General features: G+C 64.6%; 14 protein-coding genes and 3 pseudogenes. 1 reads left to right on the forward strand and 16 read right to left on the reverse strand.

Annotated elements, in window-relative coordinates; genetic code table 11:
- Window positions 1-36 precede the first annotated feature (36 nt).
- The 10 genes and pseudogenes from JQ507_27800 to JQ507_27845 all read right to left on the reverse strand — a co-directional run bounded on the left by JQ507_27800 (window position 37) and on the right by JQ507_27845 (window position 11,429).
- Window positions 37-1,209, reverse strand: coding sequence for a thiolase family protein (locus JQ507_27800; GenBank protein ID QRI68678.1), 1,173 nt, complete (start codon window positions 1,207-1,209; stop codon window positions 37-39).
- Window positions 1,210-1,436: 227 nt separating this feature from the next.
- Entirely contained in the window at window positions 1,437-3,026 is a 1,590-nt protein-coding gene (locus tag JQ507_27805; GenBank protein QRI68679.1) for a phosphoglycerate dehydrogenase, read from the reverse strand.
- A 157-nt stretch (window positions 3,027-3,183) separates the two neighbouring features.
- Complete coding sequence (locus JQ507_27810) at window positions 3,184-4,356, reverse strand: phosphoserine transaminase (protein ID QRI68680.1); 1,173 nt, start codon at window positions 4,354-4,356, stop codon at window positions 3,184-3,186.
- A 78-nt stretch (window positions 4,357-4,434) separates the two neighbouring features.
- Complete coding sequence (locus JQ507_27815; protein ID QRI68681.1) at window positions 4,435-4,647, reverse strand: hypothetical protein; 213 nt, start codon at window positions 4,645-4,647, stop codon at window positions 4,435-4,437.
- 168 nt (window positions 4,648-4,815) lie between these two features.
- Window positions 4,816-5,895 (reverse strand): annotated as a pseudogene (locus JQ507_27820) (GNAT family N-acetyltransferase).
- Between the two features lie 71 nt (window positions 5,896-5,966).
- Window positions 5,967-6,818 carry a porin family protein gene (locus JQ507_27825; GenBank protein QRI68682.1) on the reverse strand — a complete coding sequence of 284 codons (852 nt, stop codon included), beginning with the start codon at window positions 6,816-6,818 and terminating at the stop codon, window positions 5,967-5,969.
- Between the two features lie 191 nt (window positions 6,819-7,009).
- Window positions 7,010-7,861, reverse strand: coding sequence for a porin family protein (locus tag JQ507_27830; protein QRI68683.1), 852 nt, complete (start codon window positions 7,859-7,861; stop codon window positions 7,010-7,012).
- A gap of 295 nt (window positions 7,862-8,156) precedes the next feature.
- Window positions 8,157-9,416, reverse strand: a pseudogene (locus JQ507_27835) (MFS transporter).
- A 275-nt stretch (window positions 9,417-9,691) separates the two neighbouring features.
- Window positions 9,692-11,038, reverse strand: coding sequence for a phosphoglucosamine mutase (locus tag JQ507_27840; protein ID QRI68684.1), 1,347 nt, complete (start codon window positions 11,036-11,038; stop codon window positions 9,692-9,694).
- Between the two features lie 217 nt (window positions 11,039-11,255).
- Window positions 11,256-11,429 carry a hypothetical protein gene (locus JQ507_27845; GenBank protein ID QRI68685.1) on the reverse strand — a complete coding sequence of 58 codons (174 nt, stop codon included), beginning with the start codon at window positions 11,427-11,429 and terminating at the stop codon, window positions 11,256-11,258.
- Between the two features lie 124 nt (window positions 11,430-11,553).
- On the opposite strand from JQ507_27845, the gene JQ507_27850 reads away from it, so the two are divergent.
- A complete protein-coding gene (locus JQ507_27850) occupies window positions 11,554-12,690 on the forward strand; it encodes an alpha-hydroxy-acid oxidizing protein (protein ID QRI68686.1) in 1,137 nt (378 codons plus the stop codon).
- A gap of 233 nt (window positions 12,691-12,923) precedes the next feature.
- Here JQ507_27850 and JQ507_27855 read toward each other — a convergent pair whose 3' ends face one another.
- From JQ507_27855 to JQ507_27880, 6 genes and pseudogenes are all read right to left on the reverse strand, one after another.
- Entirely contained in the window at window positions 12,924-13,532 is a 609-nt protein-coding gene (locus tag JQ507_27855; GenBank protein ID QRI68687.1) for a hypothetical protein, read from the reverse strand.
- Window positions 13,533-13,782: 250 nt separating this feature from the next.
- A complete protein-coding gene (locus JQ507_27860) occupies window positions 13,783-14,409 on the reverse strand; it encodes a hypothetical protein (protein QRI68688.1) in 627 nt (208 codons plus the stop codon).
- Window positions 14,410-14,478: 69 nt separating this feature from the next.
- Window positions 14,479-15,321, reverse strand: a complete 843-nt coding sequence (locus JQ507_27865; protein ID QRI68689.1) for a shikimate dehydrogenase — start codon at window positions 15,319-15,321, stop codon at window positions 14,479-14,481.
- 46 nt (window positions 15,322-15,367) lie between these two features.
- Window positions 15,368-16,009 (reverse strand): DUF1275 domain-containing protein, encoded by a 642-nt coding sequence (locus JQ507_27870; GenBank protein QRI68690.1) that lies wholly within the window; start codon window positions 16,007-16,009, stop codon window positions 15,368-15,370.
- Window positions 16,010-16,101: 92 nt separating this feature from the next.
- Window positions 16,102-18,150 (reverse strand): elongation factor G, encoded by a 2,049-nt coding sequence (locus tag JQ507_27875; protein ID QRI68691.1) that lies wholly within the window; start codon window positions 18,148-18,150, stop codon window positions 16,102-16,104.
- Window positions 18,151-18,354: 204 nt separating this feature from the next.
- Window positions 18,355-18,597, reverse strand: a pseudogene (locus JQ507_27880) (LysR family transcriptional regulator).
- Window positions 18,598-18,604 lie beyond the last annotated feature (7 nt).

Genomic DNA, 18,604 nt, shown 5'->3' on the forward strand with positions numbered 1-18,604 from the left:
GACCGCTCGTTCTCATGCAATCAGTATTGATCGCGCTCAGCTATAGATCTCGAACAGGCCGGCGCCGCCCTGACCACCGCCGATGCACATGGTCACGACGCCCCACTTGGCCTTGCGGCGGCGGCCTTCCTGCAAGAGGTGGCCGGTGAGCCGGGCGCCGGTCATGCCGAACGGATGGCCGATCGCGATCGAGCCGCCGTTGACATTGTACTTCTCGGGATCGATGCCGAGTTGGTCGCGCGAGTAAAGGCACTGGCTGGCGAACGCCTCGTTGAGCTCCCAGAGATCGATGTCGTCGATCTTCAGGCCGTGACGCTTCAACAGCTTCGGCACCGCGAACACTGGGCCGATGCCCATCTCGTCGGGTTCGCAGCCGGCCGAGGCCCATGCCACGAAGCGACCGAGCGGATTGAGGCCGCGCTTCTCTGCGTCCTTGGCCTCCATCAGCACCACGGCAGCGGCGCCGTCCGAGAGCTGGCTGGCATTGCCGGCGGTGACGAACTTGCCCGGGCCCTTGACCGGCTCGAGCTTGGCAAGACCTTCCAGCGTGGTCTCGGGGCGATTGCATTCGTCACGATCGACCACGTAGTCGACGATCGTCTCGGCCTTGGTCGCCTTGTCGACCACCTTCATCTTGGTCTTCATCGGGACGATTTCGTCCTTGAACTTGTTGGCCTGCTGCGCGGCGGCCATGCGGCGCTGCGACTCCAGCGAATACTCGTCCTGGTATTCGCGGCTGAGCTTGTAGCGCTCGGCGACGATGTCGGCGGTATCGATCATCGCCATGAAGATGTCGGGCGCGGTCTTGAGCAGGTCCGGATCGATCGATTCCTTCGGCGAGCCGCCGCCGGGAATCGAGATGCTCTCGACGCCACCGGCGACGATGCAATCAGAACCATCTGAACGAATCGAGTTCGCGGCCATCGCGATGGTCTGCAGGCCCGACGAGCAGAAGCGGTTCACCGAGACGCCGGCGGTCGACTTCGGCAGGCCGGCGAGCAGCGCGGCCTGGCGGCCGATGTTCGGCGCGCCATGCGCGCAATTGCCGAGATAGCAGTCCTCGACATATTCCTTGTCGACGCCGGCGCGGTCGACCGCGTGCTTGATGGCGTGCGCGGCGAGTGACATCGGCGGGGTGATGTTGAATCCGCCACGGCCGGACTTCGCCAGGCCGGTGCGCGCATAGGAAACGATTACGGCTTCACGCATTGTTTTCTCCCTCTGAGATGACGGTCATTGTGGCGTGTCGTGGCCCGTTCGTACACATTTTTCGGCGGGCGCAACAGCAATACCGGAGGCCCCGGAACGCCAAACGCCGCCTCCGGGGCCGGAGACGGCGTCATGTTCCGCAGATCGGAATTTGAATGCATTTGAACGGCAACTTCCCTCGTCATGCCCGGCACGTCCCGGACGACGAAGGGCCGCTCAAACAGCGTTTAAAACGTGAGCGCTTTGGCCTGCTTCACCTGCGGCAGCGCCTGCACCTTGGCGAGCAGCTCCGCCGGCACCGCGCCGTCGACCTCGACCAGCGCAATGGCGTCGCCGCCCTGCTTGACGCGGCCGAGATGGAAGGTCGCGATATTGATTTTCGCATCACCCAAGAGGCTCGCGAACGCGCCGATGAAGCCCGGCTTGTCCTCGTTGGTCACGTAGATCATCGACTTGCCGAATTCGGCGTCGACGCGGATGCCCTTGATGTCGACGAGGCGCGGCTTGCCGTCGGCATAGACGGTACCCGACACAGAACGCTCCTGGCGCTCGGTCGCGACTGTGACCGTGATCAGGCTCTCATAGTCGCTCTGCGCTGCGCGGACCACCTCGTCCACCACCATGCCGCGCTCCTTGGCGACGACAGGGGCGGACACCACGTTGACCTCGCCCAGCATCGGGCGCAGCAGGCCCGACAACACCGCCGAGGTGATCGCCTTGATCTTCATCTCGGCGACGTGGCCCTCATAGGTGATCGTGGTCTTGAGGATGCCGCTCTCGGTGAGCTGGCCGGCGAACGAACCGAGCTTCTCGGCGAGCTCGATGAATGGCTTCAGCTTCGGCGCCTCTTCCGCCGTGATCGAGGGGAAGTTGACCGCGTTCGAGATCGCGCCCGACAGCAGATAATCCGACATCTGCTCGGCGACCTGCAGCGCGACGTTCTCCTGCGCCTCGGTGGTGGAGGCGCCGAGATGCGGGGTGCAGATCACGTTGGGATGACCGAACAAGACGTTCGTCGTCGCCGGCTCCTCGACAAACACGTCGAACGCGGCGCCCGCGACATGCTTGGAATTCAGCGCATCGACCAGCGCCTGCTCGTCGACTAGGCCGCCGCGGGCGCAGTTGATGATGCGGACGCCCTTCTTCATCTTGGCGATCGCAGCCGCGTCGATCAGGTTGCGGGTCTTCTCGGTCAGCGGCGTGTGCAGCGTGATGAAGTCGGCGCGCTTGAGCAGGTCATCCAGCTCGACCTTCTCTACGCCGATGTCCTTGGCGCGCTCCGGCGACAGGAACGGATCGAACGCGATCACCTTCATGCGCAGGCCGAGCGCGCGGTCGGCGACGATCGAGCCGATATTTCCGCAGCCGATCACGCCCAGCGTCTTGGCGGTGATCTCGACGCCCATGAAGCGGTTCTTCTCCCACTTGCCGGCCTGGGTCGAGGCGTCGGCCTGCGGGATCTCGCGCGCCAGCGCCAGCATCAGCGTGATCGCATGTTCGGCGGTCGTGATCGAATTGCCGAACGGCGTGTTCATCACGATGATGCCCTTGGCGGTCGCCGCGGGAATCTCGACATTGTCGACGCCGATGCCGGCGCGGCCGATCACCTTCAGCTTCGTCGCCTTCTCGATGATCTTGGCGGTCGCCTTGGTGGCCGAGCGGATCGCGAGGCCATCATAATTGCCGATGATCTCGGCGAGCTTGTCCTTGTCCTTGCCGAGGTTGGGCTGGAAGTCGACCTCGACGCCGCGATCCTTGAAGATCTGCACGGCGGCGGGCGACAGCGCGTCGGAAATCAGAACTTTGGGTTTTGTCATCGGAATGATCCGTTGCTGAACGATGCGTTTGAATACACGACGGCCGCGGGCACGAAGCCCGCCCGGCCACTCTGCGCGATAGATGGCCGGGTGGAGCCCGGCCATAACGATGATGAGTTACGCGAAGCGGCTTGGGCCGCCTCTTTAGGCAGCCTTGTTATGCAGCCTTGGGCAGCGCTGCCTTGGTCTCGGCGAAGGCCCAGTCGATCCACTGCGTCAGCAACTCGACATCCTTGGCCTCGACGGTGGCGCCGCACCAGATCCGCAGGCCCGCCGGCGCATCGCGGTAGTACGCGAAGTCGAAGCCGGCGTTCTCCTTCTCCACCAGCGCGACCAGCTTCTTGCAGAAGTCGGCCTGCGCGTCAGCGGGAAGCGAGGTAATCGCGGGATCGGTGAACTTCAGGCACACCGAGGTGTTGGAGCGGATCGCGGGATCCTTGGCCAGGAAGTCGATCCAGGGCGTCCGCGCCTTCCAGTCGGCGAGCGCCTTGGTGTTGGCGTCGGCGCGCGCGATCAGGGCCTTCAGGCCGCCGATCGACTTCGCCCAATGCAGCGCGTCGAGATAATCCTCGACGCAGAGCATCGACGGCGTGTTGATGGTCTCGCCCTCGAAGATGCCCTGATTGAGCTTGCCGCCCTTGGTGAGGCGGAAGATCTTCGGCAGCGGCCAGGCCGGCTTGTAGGTCTCGAGCCGTTCGACCGCGCGCGGCGACAGGATCAGCATGCCGTGCGCCGCTTCACCGCCGAGCGCCTTCTGCCAGGAGAAGGTGACGACGTCGAGCTTGGCGAAATCGAGCGGCTGCGCGAAGGCGGCCGAGGTCGCGTCGCAGATCGTGAGGCCTTCACGGGTTGCGCTGATCCAGTCGGCGTTCGGCACGCGCACGCCCGAGGTGGTGCCGTTCCAGGTGAAGACGACGTCCGACGCCGGATCGACCTTGGAGAGATCGGGGATTTCACCGTAAGCCGCGTTCAGCTTGGTGACGTCCTTCAGCTTCAATTCCTTGACGATGTCGCTGACCCAGCCCTCGCCGAAGGATTCCCAGGCGAGCGTGGTGACCGGCCGCGCACCGAGCAGCGACCACAGCGCCATCTCGACCGCGCCGGTGTCCGACGCCGGCACGATGCCGATCTTGTAGTCCGCGGGCACCTCAAGCACTTCGCGCGTCAGTTCGATCGCGAGCTTGAGCTTGGCCTTGCCGACCTTCGCACGATGCGAGCGGCCGAGGGCGGCGTCCTTGAGATTGTCGGGGTTCCAGCCGGGGCGCTTGGCGCAGGGGCCGGAGGAGAAATGCGGCACGTTGGGCCGCGAAGCGGGCTTCGCTGCAGTCATAATCTACCCTTCCAGATAGCTGCCTCTCGGTGGGGAGAGGTTTCCCGCGGTCGGAGATAGTGGAAGGGTGCCCAAACGTCAAGGAAGTTCAGACTTTTCCGGAACAATCGGGAGATCACGGCTGATTGATGGGGCGTCCTCGACCTGCTGCAACGTCTCCTGATCGAGCAGATCTGCCGCCAGAGTCATGATCTTAACTGCCTTGCGCCGGCTCGATATTTTCAAAATGCTCTTGTCGCCGGCCTGCACGATGTACTCGTTGCCGACCCGCACGATCGAATAATCCGACATCCCAATCCCCAGTTGCCCGCCGCCCCGTGGGAGACGCCGGACATACCGGACTCGTTCCGACCCGTAAAATCACCGAGGCCGGCTTAGTTTATTGGCTGTTAACCGGATAGCCGAGCAGCGGCTACCGCAGGCATTGCCCTGCGTGCGGCACAACTTCGATCGCGTAGCTCAAAAGCGGAGCGTCATGCCGAGATGACTGCGCGCGAATCCAAGCCGTTCATAGAAGCGCTGCGCGTCGACACGGGTGTGATGCGTCAGCAGCTCGACCAGCGTGCAGCCTTGCGCGCGCGCCTCGGTCACCGCCCACTGCACCAACAGCTCGCCGATGCCGCGGCTGCGGCAATACTTTGCAACGCGGACGTCCTCAAGCAGGCCACGCGAAGAGCCCTGCGAGCTGATCCCCGGCAGCACCGCGAGTTGCAGGCAGCCGACGACGGCGCCCTCGCCGTCGACGGCCACCACGAGCTGCAGGTTCGCATCACGCTCGACCCGCGCGAAGGCTTCGTAATAGCTCTGCGGCAACGGATCTTCGATCCGCTCGCGCGCGCTGCCGAGTGGATCGTCCGCCAGCATGCCGACGATGGCGGCGACATCCTCGCGCCGCGCGCGACGGATCGTGATGCGTGAGGCTTCAGTCATGGCGGCGTTCACCCGAGGTCAGCGGACCGGCGGCAGCGCGAGCACGTGCTCGGCATCGGCGATCCAGCGGCGGATCATCGGATAGCGCGCGAGTGCGAGGCCGCCGTCCTCCGCCATGCGCGTATAGGCGAGCAACGACACGTCGGCGAGCGAGAATGCATCGCCGACCAGGAATTGCGTGCCTGCCAGGTGCCGCTCCAGGTGATCGAGCGCGACATAGCCGCGCTTGATCAGGTTCGGATCGATCTCGGAAACCGCCTTGCCGAGATACACGGTCTGGAAGCGGCAGACGGCGACATATGGCTCATGGCTGTTCTGCTCCCAGAACATCCAGGCATCCATCTGCGCCGCGCGATAGGGATCGCCGGGAATCAGGTCGCTGCCGCGCGCGAGGTAGCGGATGATGGCGTTGGATTGCGCGAGCGTGCGGCCGTCATCCAGCTCGACCGTCGGCACCTGGCCCCAGCCGTTCAGCTTGAGGAAGTCCGCCGTCCGGCTGCCGCCCTTCATGGTGTCGATCTCGACCCATGTGTAGGGCAGCGCCAGCTTGTCGCAGACCCATTTCACCTTCAGGCAATTGCCTGAATTGGCGTCGCCGTGGATTTTCATGTGAGGTCGCTCCGCTTGCGGAGCAACATCGGATCAGCCGCACATTGCGGTGTCAAGCGACGCTGCGCTGGTCAGAACTTGTAGCCGATGGCCGCACGCACGCTGTTCTGTGTGACCGACGTGTTCTTGACCGGCATGAACTTGACGTATTCCCACTCGCCGCGCAGGAAAACACAGTTCCACAGCATGTATTCCAGGCCGAGACCAGCGGTCCAGCCGGCAACGTAAGCGTCCGTTTTCGCATCCGTCGCGGTTTGCGCAAACTGCGGAAGTGCAAAGTTGGTCGAACTTCCATCGGCAAAGTTGATCGTTCTGTTCACGGAGCTCGTGACCGTGCGCGAAACATCCATTCGGCCGACCGCAAGGCCGCCGAAGATGTAAGGCAGGAAGTCACCGGTTGCCCAACCCGCCCGGCCGCGGAACGTCATCTCGTCCTTGAGCTTCATCGAAGCGCTTCCATTCAACGTCACGCTGTCGGCGGCAGTGGCGCCGACCGGCAGGACCAGGGTCGGTTGTGCGACTTGAATCGGACCCAAACTTCCGGTCGTCGTTGTGGTAAGCCCGGACCAATAGGTATAGTTTGCTTCGACACCGACCACGACGTCGTCATACTGCCAGTTGCGCCCGACAAACGCTCCGAAGCCCGAGCTTTGCGCATTGACCCGACCCAGCAGATTGAACTGGGATGTCGGTCCCTGCAGCGTGGTGTTGCGGAATATCGAATTGGTCAGGGATGCAACGCTACCGCCAAAGTCGGTGTTGATCCATGACTGGCCGACCTGGCCGCCGACATACCAGCCGTCCCAGTTTCTGGTTGGTGCGCTGGAAGCGGGCAGACTGCCGCGAAGGAAATCAGGCATGTCGGCCGCCTGCGCGCCGGTCACCGCCCCGAACATCATCGCCGCCAGCAAGAACCTACGCATCGCAACGCTCCATCCCACTCATCGAATGCGCGTTGATCATCGCCTGTTAACCTTAACCAATCGTTTCGCCGGCGGCTTTCGAGCATGCAAGTTGCAAGAAGCTCGCGACATCACGCGGCAAAGCAAAACGGCGCGGGACGATCCCGCGCCGTTTTCAATCGTTAACCGTGAAGGCTCGAAATTAACCCTTATTAGCCCTTGCGGATCAGCGGGGGCGGCGGCGGCGGGGGCGGCACGTCGCAGCACGGCAGGTTGAAACGCACGCCTAGCTTCACATCCTGCGAGGTGATGTCGCGGTACTGGAAGCTCGAGGGACCGGCCGGCGTGTTGTCGAAGAAGTGACCCTGGCCCTGGCCGGCGGTGCCCATGTCGAGATAGCGATAGGCCAGTTCGACCGTGAAGTTGTTGGTGACCTTGTAGGCGACACCGGCGTGCAGTGCCCAGGCGAAGTTGGTCTTGGTGGCGCCGTCGGCGATGAAGGAGCTGGTCAGGCCCGATCCGCTCGGGAACGTCGCATTGTCGGAGAAGGCCGCGGTCTTGATCACAGCGGCACCGACACCGGCACCGATGAACGGGGTCAAGCAACCCCAGGTGCCGAGATCGGCGTAGACGTTGACGAGGCCGACCCAGCTCTGAATGCCGCCATGATAGGTATCGCCCAGCGAGCTCGGCCCGGGGAACGTGAAGAAGTCGGTGCCGTTGAAGCTCACCTTCGAGCGATACTCACCGGTGACGTCGGCGCGGAACCAGCTGTTGAATTGATAGCCGACGCCGATGCCGTAGAGCATGCCGCCGTCAAAACCGTGGCCATACTGGTTGAAGGCCGTGCCGGCCGGCAGCCTGTCGTAGGCGTTGACGTGCAGCTTGGCCTGGGTGTTGGTCATGCCGATGTCGCCGCGCAGATACCAGCCGCCGAAATCCTGGACCGGCGGGGGTGCATACGCCATCGGGGGCGGCGGCATGATCGGCATGTCGGCAGCGAACGCCGCCGAGGACAGCAGAGATGCCGCGCCTGCGGCAATCAGGGTCTTTACGCTACGCATTGGCTTCGTCCTTTTGGGCCAGTGAGGCGACACAAAGCCCCACGTCTGAAACTCACGGGCGGACGATGCCAGCAAATGTTTAAGCGGCACTTAACCCTAATTTTTAAGGTTGATTTTCTGTCACCTATTTCTGCTCCTGTTGCTTATGGGTCCATAAATACGCGCATGCGGCAGCGAAAGATGGCGATTGCGCCACAGGTGCTAATGAAGCGTTGACGCAGGCGCGCCATTTGCAGCGCACGCAAGCTGCGCCTGTTAGCGAAGGCCCAATGAAGACGCGCCGTACGGCGAGAGCTCAGCGAACGGCCTTCGGCATCTTCGGCAGGAACACCGCGAGCAGGCCGATCGCCGGCAGGAATGCGCAGAGCTGATAGACGAAGGCGATCGAGGTGTGGTCGGCAAGCTTGCCAAGCACCGCGGCGCCCAGCCCGCCGATGCCGAACGCGACGCCGAAGAACACGCCGGAGATCATGCCGAAGCGATGCGGCATCAATTCCTGCGCGAACACGATGATCGCCGACGTCGCCGACGAGATGATCAGGCCGATCACGACCGTCAGCACCGCGCTGGCGAACAGCCCGGCATAGGGCAGCGCCAGCGTGAACGGCAGCGCGCCGAGGATCGAGAACCAGATCACGTATTTGCGGCCGAAGCGATCGCCGAGCGGGCCACCGATGAACGCGCCGGCAGCGTTCGCGGCAAGGAAGATGAACAGATAGAGCTGTGCCGCCTGCGTCGAGACGCCGAACCGGTCGATCAGATAGAAGATGTAATAGCTCGACAGGCTCGAGACATAGAGCTGTTTGGAGAACAGCAGCGCGACCAGCACGACAAGTGCGGTCATCACGCGCCGCCGGTCCGGATGGTCCGGATGCCGCTCGATGGCGGCGGCCTTCTTGCCGGCAATCTGCGGCTTGTACCAGACGCCGATGCGCCAGAGGATCACGATGGCGAGGAAGGCGATCGAGGAGAACCAGGCGATCGAGGGCTGACCGAACGGCACCACGATCAGGGCAGCGAGCACCGGTCCCATCGAGGTGCCGAAACTGCCGCCGAGTTGAAACACCGATTGCGCGAAACCGTAGCGCCCGCCTGACGCCAGCCGCGCGATGCGGGAGGATTCCGGATGGAACACCGCAGACCCGAGCCCGACCAGCGAAGCCGCGATCAGGATCATCCCGTAGGAGTGCGCGACACTGAGCAGCAGCAGCCCGAAAAAGGTGAAGCCCATGCCGATCGAAAGCGAAAACGGCTGCGCCTTCTTGTCGGTGAAGTGCCCGACCAGCGGCTACAGCAGCGAGGCGGTGAACTGGAACGCCAGCGTGATCATGCCGATCTGCGCGAAGTCGAGCGCGTAATTGTCCTTCAGGATCGGATAGACCGACGCGATCAGCGACTGCATCGTGTCGTTGAGGAAGTGCGAGAAGCTGATGCCTGCGAGCACGACATAGGCCGGCCCCGCAGCGGCGGCCGCCTTCGCGGCCTGCGCTGAGCCCAGCTCGGCGACCTGCACCGGTTCACCCAGCGTCTGTTCGCTCACGACGGGTTTGTTCACTGCAGCATTCCCGGATAGTTTCGCAAAAAATACCTCCGCGTCGTACGACGCGGAGGCAGCCGGGACCAGTTGCGCTAGCCGATGGCAGCGATGCGCCGTGTAGTAGCTGCCCGGCGATCGAACTCTCAGCCCGTCATCGTGAGGAGCCTGCGCAGCAGGCGTCTCGAAGGATGAATCGGCCACCTGCCGGGCCGTGCATCCTTCGAGACGCGCGCCAAAGCGCGCTGCTCAGGATGACGGATCGGCAAGCCTCTATATGGGAGAATTAGCTGCCCTTAAGCCGCCGCCGCGTGGCCGAGTGCGCTGACGATGTTGTCGACGACCTCTTCCACCAGGATGCGGTCATCGCCCTCGCCCATCACACGGATCACCGGCTCGGTGCCGGAGGGGCGGATCAGCAGGCGGCCATGACCGTTGAGGCGCTTCTCGCCGTCGGTGATCGCGGACTTGACCTCGGCGTCGTCGAGCGGCTTGCCGCTGCGATAGCGCACGTTCTTCAGAATTTGGGGCAATGGATCAAAGCGCCGGCAGATCTCCGACACCGGGCGGCGCAGCTTCTGCACCACGGCCAGCACCTGCAGCGCGGCGACGAAGCCGTCGCCGGTGGTCGAATAGTCCGACATGATGATATGGCCCGACGGCTCGCCGCCGAGATTGTAGCCGCCGCTCAGCATCTGCTCGAGCACATAGCGGTCGCCGACCGGGGTGCGGACCATCGAAAGCCCGTGGCCCTGCAGGAAGCGCTCCAGCCCGAGATTGGACATCACTGTCGTGACGATGCCGGGCTTGGCGAGGCGCCCCTCTTCCTTCCAGCTCTGCGCGATCACCGCGAGCAGCTGGTCGCCGTCGACGATGTGGCCACGCTCGTCCACCAGGATGACGCGATCGGCATCGCCATCGAGCGCGATGCCGATATCGGCGCGCATCTCGCGCACCTTCCTCGACAGCGCCTCCGGCGAGGTCGAGCCGCATTCCTTGTTGATGTTGAAGCCGTCGGGCTCGACCCCGATCGGCACCACGTCGGCGCCGAGCTCCCACAGCGCTTCCGGCACCACCTTGTAGGCGGCGCCGTTGGCGCAATCGACCACGACGCGCAAGCCGTCGAGCGAGAGGTCGCGCGGCAAAGTGCGCTTGGCGAATTCGATGTAGCGGTCGTGGACGCCATCGATGCGGCGGGCGCGGCCGAGGCTCGCGCTCTGCGCCAGGCGGCGGTCGAGCGATTCATCCAGCAACTGCTCGATCTGCTTCTCGACGTCGTCGGACAGCTTGAAGCCCTGCGGGCCGAACAGCTTGATGCCGTTGTCCTCGAAAAGATTGTGCGACGCCGAGATCATCACGCCGAGATCGGCGCGCATCGACTTGGTGAGCATCGCGATCGCCGGCGTCGGCATCGGGCCGACCAGCAGCACGTCCATACCGACCGAGGTAAAGCCCGCGACCATGGCGTATTCGATCATGTAGCCGGACAGCCGCGTGTCCTTGCCGATCACGACGCGATGGCGATGGTCGCCACGCTGAAATACCAATCCTGCGGCCTGCCCCACCTTGAGCGCGAGCTCCGGCGTGATCAGTCCATTGGCGCGGCCCCGAATCCCATCGGTCCCGAAATATTTGCGGCTCATGTAACCCCCAACACGGACCCCTCGAACCATCCGGCGAGAGAGCCCCGAACGCCCACCAGTCTAGCGTGCATCGGCCTTATAGACTGTCAGGCGCTAAGATGACTTCAAAAAATATGATGAATCATTACCATGGCCGAACCACATTCTTCAGCCTTAAGACGCTGAAAAATATAACATTCCTGTCGTTAAGACAATCCCCGGGGACGCGCGCTGTCCCCTACCCTTTGCCGTTGCGCTTGACGTGCTGGTCGCCCTTGGTGGGGGCCGGCTGGGTGACATTGACGGGATCGGAACCGGGAAACGTCTCCTCCAGGCCCTCTTCCAGGGCCTCGTCGAGCCGGCGCTTTTCGGTATTGTCGTCCGGCTTCGGCTTGGAGCCTGATTGCGTCATCGTGCTCTCCCATCCGTCTTCGATTTGGCGGGCCCTTCAACCATGCTAGATGACGGCAAGACCGAACATCTGCAAGAACTCGCTATCTCAGAACTTGCGACATAGAAGAAGGCCGGAAACGTCCATGAAGCACATTACCTGCATCGAAGACCTGCGCCAGCTGCACAAGCGCCGGGTGCCGAAGGCGTTTTTCGATTATGCGGACCGCGGCTCCTATACCGAGGACACGCTGCGCGCCAACTCCGAGGACCTGCAGCAGATCAAGTTCCGCCAGCGCATCCTGGTCGATGTGTCCAAGCGCAGCCTCGCGACCACGATCCTGGGCGAACCGGCCGCGATGCCGCTGATCCTGGCCCCTGTCGGCCTGCTCGGCATGCAGCATGGTGACGGCGAGATCTACGCCTGCCGCGCGGCGCAGGCGGCCGGCATCCCGTTCACCCAGAGCACGATGTCGATCTGCTCGATCGAAGACATCGCCGCTAGCGTCGACAAGCCGTTCTGGTTCCAGCTCTACGTCATGAAGGACCGCGGCTTCATCAAATCGCTGATCGAGCGCGCGATCGCGGCGAAATGCTCGGCGCTGGTGTTGACCGTCGACCTGCAGGTGATCGGCCAGCGCCACCAGGACATCAAGAACGGCATGACGGTGCCGCCGGAATGGTCGCTGTCGAAGCTGATCGACTTCGCAACCAAGCCCGCCTGGGTGTCGGGCGTGCTGCAAGGCAAGCGCCGCACCTTCGGCAACATCGCCGGTCACGTCAAAGGCACGGAGGATCTCACCAAGCTATCGGAATGGACCGCCTCGCAGTTCGACACCTCGTTGAGCTGGAAGGACATCGACTGGATCCGCAGCATCTGGCCGGGTAAGCTGATCCTCAAAGGGATTCTCGATGTCGAGGACGCCGAGCTCGCCGCCAAGACCGGCGCGCAGGCGATCGTGGTCTCCAACCATGGCGGCCGCCAGCTCGACGGCGCACCGTCCTCGATCGAGGTGCTGCCGGAGATCGTCGACGAGGTCGGATCACAGCTCGAGATCATGTTCGACGGCGGCATCCGCACCGGCATGGACATCATGCGCGCGCTCGCGCTCGGCGCGAAGTCCTGCATGATCGGCCGCGCCTATGCCTACGGCCTCGGCGCCGGCGGCCAGGCCGGCGTCGCCAAGGCGCTCGACATTTTGGGCAAGGAGCTCACCACCACCATGGGGCTGTGTGGCGTCAACACCATCGCCGAGATCGACGACAAGGTGCTGGCGGTTTGAGGCGATCGTAGCCACAAACTCGTCGTCGTCCCGGCGAAGGCCGGGACCATCACCACAGCCGCGCGAGATTTGAACGCGGCTGTGGCCACAGCCTTTCTCAACAATCGTCATCGGTGGTTATGGATCCCGGCCTTCGCCGGGACGACAGCGGAGCCTGCGGATCGAGATCCCCCGATGCGCAATTGCGCATCTGAGGTTCGATGCTACGCATCGCCCCGGAATGACACTTCGTGTCACATCGGCGGCGCGATGCCGTCGCGGCCGACATTGACGCGGTTGGCTTCGAGCGTGCCGTCGTCCTTCTTGACCGCGCCGAAGATGATGATCTTGGCGCCCGGCTTCAGCTCCGACTTGTCGCCGGAGACAAAGGTCACGACCGGGGTGCCGGGCGGCACCAAGACCTTCTTCTCACCGTCCTTGTATTTCACCGTGATGTTCTGGCCGTCGGTGCCCTGCACCGTCTCGGCGACGGTGGCATTGGTCATGGTCGAGTTGGCGCGCAGGTCCCAGGGACGAAAACCTTCGGCGGCGCCGCGCTGATTTTCCGGGAAGATGTGAACCGCGATCGCCCTCTGCGTCCCGTCCGGCTCGGGCATCGCGGTGACGCCGATGTAGGAACCGGACTTGATCTCGGACAGATCGGTCTTGGCGACACCGAACACCGCGACGTTATCGGTCGTCCGCACCTTCATGTCGGCGCCGTCGCGCGACTTGATCGACAGCATTGCGCCGTCGACGGCCTCGATGGTGCCGCGAATGCGCACGGTCGGCGGCTGCTGCGCCGACGCGGTCGAGGCAACGGCAACGAGAAGCAATGCGGCAAGGAATGGTGACTTCGGCATGGTGTCCCTCATGGGTTTGGCTGGCGATTGGGGAACACCGGGGAATTGGTGGTATTCCGTGCAAGCCACAACTCCTCGCGGGAGTGACGGCTTGCACGACATTTACGCACCGGATGAGGGACTGTTACTGCAGTCACGGACAGGTGATGCGCTTGAGCGCTGCACGGCGATCGTAGCCCGGATAGTCTTCGTCGTCCCGGGCAAGCGAATCGCGACCCGGGACGACGTGTTGAGAGAGCTACGCCTCGCGTCACATCGGCGGTGTCAGCCCGTCGCGGCCGACGCTGATGCGGTCGGTCTCGAACGAGCCGTCGGGCAGCTTCTTCATGAAGGCGATGACCTTGGCGCCGGCCTTCAGGTCCGCCTTGTCGCCGGGAACATAGGTCACGACCGGCGTTTCCGGCCCGACCTGCACTTTCTTCTCGCCGTCCTTGTACTTGACCAGCAAGGTATGGCCGTCATTGCTGACCACGGATTCCGCGACGGTCGCGTTGGTCATGCTGCTGTTCGGCTTCAGATCGTAAGGCCGCGAACCTTCACCGGTGCCGCGCATGTTTTCGGGGAACACATGCACCTCGACCGCCTTCGGCGTGCCATCGGGGCCGGGCACCGTGGTCGTGCCGATGAAGGAACCGACCTTGATGTCGGACAGGCCGATCTTGGTGAGGCCAAGCACCAGCATATTCCCTGCCATGTGCAGCTTGACCTCTTCGCCGCTGCGCGACTTCACCGCCAGCGTATCGCCATCGACGCTCTCGACGGTTCCGCGCACCCGGGTCGGGGTCGGCGGCTGCTGCGCAAGCGCGTAGAGCGTGGATGCCGTCACCATCGCAAGCGCAATGAACGGACGAACGAGATGGGAGCGGCGGGCAAGCATGGTTGATCTCCGGGAGGGAACGCGGGGGGACTAACACGAGACCCCGCTCCGGAGACGCTATTCCAAGGCTCAAGTCTTTGTGAGATCGGCCTCGACGATCGCACGCAGCTCCGCCGTTACCTGCGGGCGCTGCCCGAACCAAAGCTCGAAACCGCGCACCGCCTGATGCAGCAGCATGCCGAGCCCGTCGGCGGTCCTCAGCCCCCGCGCCGTTGCCGCCGCAAGCAACGGCGTCACCAGCGGCACGTAGACAATGTCGGAAACAACCGCGCCCTCCGGCAACAGGCCGATATCGATCTCCAACGGAGGCTGGCCGTGCTGGCCGAGCGACGTCGTGTTCACCAGCAGCCCCGCGCGCGGCAACAACTCGCCGACCGTGTCCCAGGTCGCAGGATGCACACCTGCGCCGTACAGGGCGGCAAGCGCGCGGGCGCGGTCGATCGTTCGATTGACCAGGTGCACGCGCGCAATCCCGCGCTCGATCAGGCCGAACACCACCGCGCGCGCTGCGCCGCCGGCGCCGAGCACCAGCGCGTCATCGGTCTTGTCCCAGCCGGGCGCGCAGGCGTCGAGATTGTTGATGAAGCCCTCGACGTCGGTGTTGGTCGAGCGCAACTCGCCATCGGCGAACCACAGCGTGTTGGCAGCGCCGACGGCGCGGGCGCGCTCATCCGGCGCCGACAGCGCCAGCGCGTGCTCCTTGTGCGGACGGGTGACGTTGGCGCCGACGAAGCCGCGCAGCGACAGGCGGAACAGGAAATCCTTGAAATCCTCCGGCGGCACCGCCTCGATCACGTAGCCGCCCTCGATGCCGAGGGTGCGCAGCCAGTAATGATGGATCAGCGGCGAGCGGGAATGCGCCGCCGGCCAGCCGATCAGGCACGCGGCGCGGGTTTTGCCTTGGGATGGCATGCTTGAGGATGTCATGACCGTGACATCGGCCAAGGCACGTGCGCTGTCAATCCGTCCGCTTCGTGTTCCCGAAAACCAGCGCGCTGAGGATGAAGGCGGTGCCGGCGGCGAACCAGATCGCGGCGAGATTGATCCAGTGGTAGGCGATGGCGCCGGCCAGCGCGCCCGCGACCAACGCCGCCCATAGCATCAGATTCGGTAGCCAGGCCCAGCCTGCGCCGCCGGTCAGCGCGGCGGCAATCAATTGCCCGGCCTTGACCAGCGCCCCGGTGACATAGGTCAGGCCAAGCCCGGCCCCGCCTGCAAGCTGGAACACCGCGTTCTCGAGCCCCATCGCCAGCACGATGGCGGCGACGGCGGTGTTCGGCAGACCATTGGCATAGGCCAGTGCCGCTGCCGCGAGCAGCAGCGCCTCGACCAGCAGGATCAGTGGCTGGCGATGCGCGAAGCGGCTGAGCACGATCAGGCTGCCGGCCGCGGCACCCACAACGAACAGCACGATCAGCGCCAGCGCCTCCAGCGCGTGCTGCCAATGCCCCTCGGCCAGCGTGACGCCAAGTCGCGTCGAATTGCCGCTCATGAAAGAGACGAACAGTCCGCCGAGCTGCAGATAGCCGATGGCATCGACATAACCGGCCAGCGCGCTGAGCGCGCAGGCCAGCGCCAGGTTACGGCGGGATTCCAGCATGATGACCTTGCGCCCCCATGGGGACGCAAGCTAGCTGGCCGCGGCCATCCTGCCAACGATCACGCCCGCAGTGCGTGATCGCAGCGCCAGCGTCACGCCGCGTCGCGATGCGCGGCGATGATCTGGTCGGCGGCGCGGCCCGTCACTTCGGCCATGCGGTCGAACTGGCGGGTGAAGGTGCCGGCGCCGGCGGTGGCCGAGCGCAGCTCCACGATGAGGTCGCCGATCTCGGATTCCGGCATCGTGGCGCGAACGCAGTCCCAGCCGCTCCAGCCCTCGCGGGTGTCGAAGCCGAGGATCTGGCCGCGGCGCGCCGACAGGATCGCATTGATCTTGGCGGTCGCCTCGGTCGGACACACGATCTCGACCATATGGATCGGCTCCAGCAGCACCGGCTGGCACTGCGGCAACCCCTCACTGACCCCGATCCGCGCCGCGGTGCGGAACGCGAGGTCGGAGGAATCGACGCTGTGATAGGAGCCGTCGGTCAGCGTGACGTCGACGTCGATCACCGGGAAGCCGAGCGGTCCCCGCGCCAGCGCGTCGACGACGCCCTCCTCCACCGCGCCGATATAGTTGCGCGGCACCGCGCCGCCGACCACCTTCTCGTGGAATTCGAAGCCCGATCCGCGCGGCTTCGGCTTGATGTCGAGCACGACGTCACCGAACTGGCCATGGCCACCGGACTGCTTCTTGTGCCGGCCGCGCTGCGTGATGGCTTTACGGATGGTCTCCTGGTAGCCGATCGCCGGCGGATGCGATTTGACGTTGACGCCGTAGCGGTCCTTCAGCCGCTCCTGGGCGACGCGCAGATGCATCTCGCCCTGCCCCCACAGCACGGTGTCGTGGGTGCGCGGGTTCTGGATCATGGTCAGCGACGGATCCTCCTCGTTCAGCCGCAGCAGCGCCTGGCCGAGCTTGACGTCATCCTTGCGGTCGGTCGCGGCGATCGAGATCGACAGCACCGGAGCCGCCGGCTCGACCTTGACCAGCGAGGCCGGGGCCGTCTTGCCGCTCGAGACCGTATCGCCGGTCTTGATCGCGTCGAGCTTGCCGAGCGCGACGGTATCGCCGGCCTCGGCCTGCGGCCGCTTGCTGTCATGCGCGCCCGAGACCGCGAGGATGCCGGAAACGCGCCCGCTGTCGCCGCTTGAGGATTGCAGCGTCGCGCCGTCATCGAGGCGGCCGGTCAGCACGCGCGTCAGCGACAGCTTGCCGCCATGCTGCAAATGCACGGTCTTGAACACAAAGGCCAGCGCATCCTTCTGATCCTTGATGCCGAGCCGTTTGGCGGTCTCGGTGACGCCCGGCGACTCGTGGCGCAGCGCCTTCATCAAACGGAGCACGCCGTTCTCGCGGCTCGCAGCGCCGAGCAGCACCGGACAGATCAACCCCTCGCGCAATTCGCGGGCGAGATCGTCGAACACGGCATCGCGCGGCGGCTGGATGTCCTCCAGCAATTGCTCCATCAGCGCGTCGTCGTGATCGGCGAGCTTCTCCAGCATCGAGAAGCGCGCTTCCTTCTCGCGATCGAGATTGCCGCCCTCGAGCGCCATCACCTCCGACGGCTTGTGCTCGCGATAGACGAAGGCGCGCTCCAGCGCGAGATCGACGAAGCCCTCGATCAGATCGCCGTTCCAGATCGGGATCTGGCGCAGCACCAGCGGCACGCGCGAGGCCGGCTGCAGCGTCGCGAGCGTTTCGCGGACGCGCTTGTTGGCGCGGTCGATCTTGTTCAGGAACAGGAAACGGGGAATGCCGAGCTCCTCGAGCTCGCGCAGGATGATCTGCAGCTGCGGCAGCTTCTTCTCGTCAGCCTCGCAGACCACGACCGCAGCATCGACCGCGGGCAACGCGGCACGCATGTCGTGCGCGAATTCGATCGAGCCGGGGCAATCGATAAAGGTGTAGCTGTCCCCCATGAAGGTGGTGGTAGCGGCGGTCAGGCCGACGCCCATCTTGTGTTGACGCGCCTCGGGGCTGGCATCGCCGACAGAGGTTCCGGCATCGACGCTGCCGGCAGTCTTGATGGCGCCCGTTCGCGCCAGGATCGCTTCCAGAAGTGTGGTTTTACCGCTTTGGAAAGGGCCCACCAGCGCGATGCACCGTGGACCTCGGGGACTTCTGACGTCTTGTCCCATTGCCGCCTCCTCGTGTTGGAGCTCGGCCCAAGATTGGGTCGGCGACCGTTCATGCTCTGCCTGCGCTTGGCGTTTGGCAAGCGGGAAAACGTCGCTGCGGTGCGGCGGCGCGAACGTTCACGATAACGGGGCTGGGCAACGCCGCTCTCCGAACGGATGTGCCCGATGCGCCGGCTCCTTGGCGCGGCGCCGCGCCAACGCATTCACGATCAGGCCCGTGACCGAAGGCTCCGGCCGCGCCGGATGCAGCACGAAAGCATCGTCGGACAATTCGGCGCGCGCAATGGCATCCTTCTCGGCAAGCGGATGTGCGCGCGGCAACGCCGCGACATGGGGCTCATCGAGGATCAGGCGCTGCGCGAGCCCGGCTTCGGCTGGTAGCGCCGGGCGCGCGAAGCCGACGTCGATCCGGCGCCGCCGCAACGCCTCGGCAATCTCTGCCGCCAGGCTACGC

Source organism: Bradyrhizobium sp. PSBB068 (assembly GCA_016839165.1).
Lineage (GTDB): Bacteria > Pseudomonadota > Alphaproteobacteria > Rhizobiales > Xanthobacteraceae > Bradyrhizobium.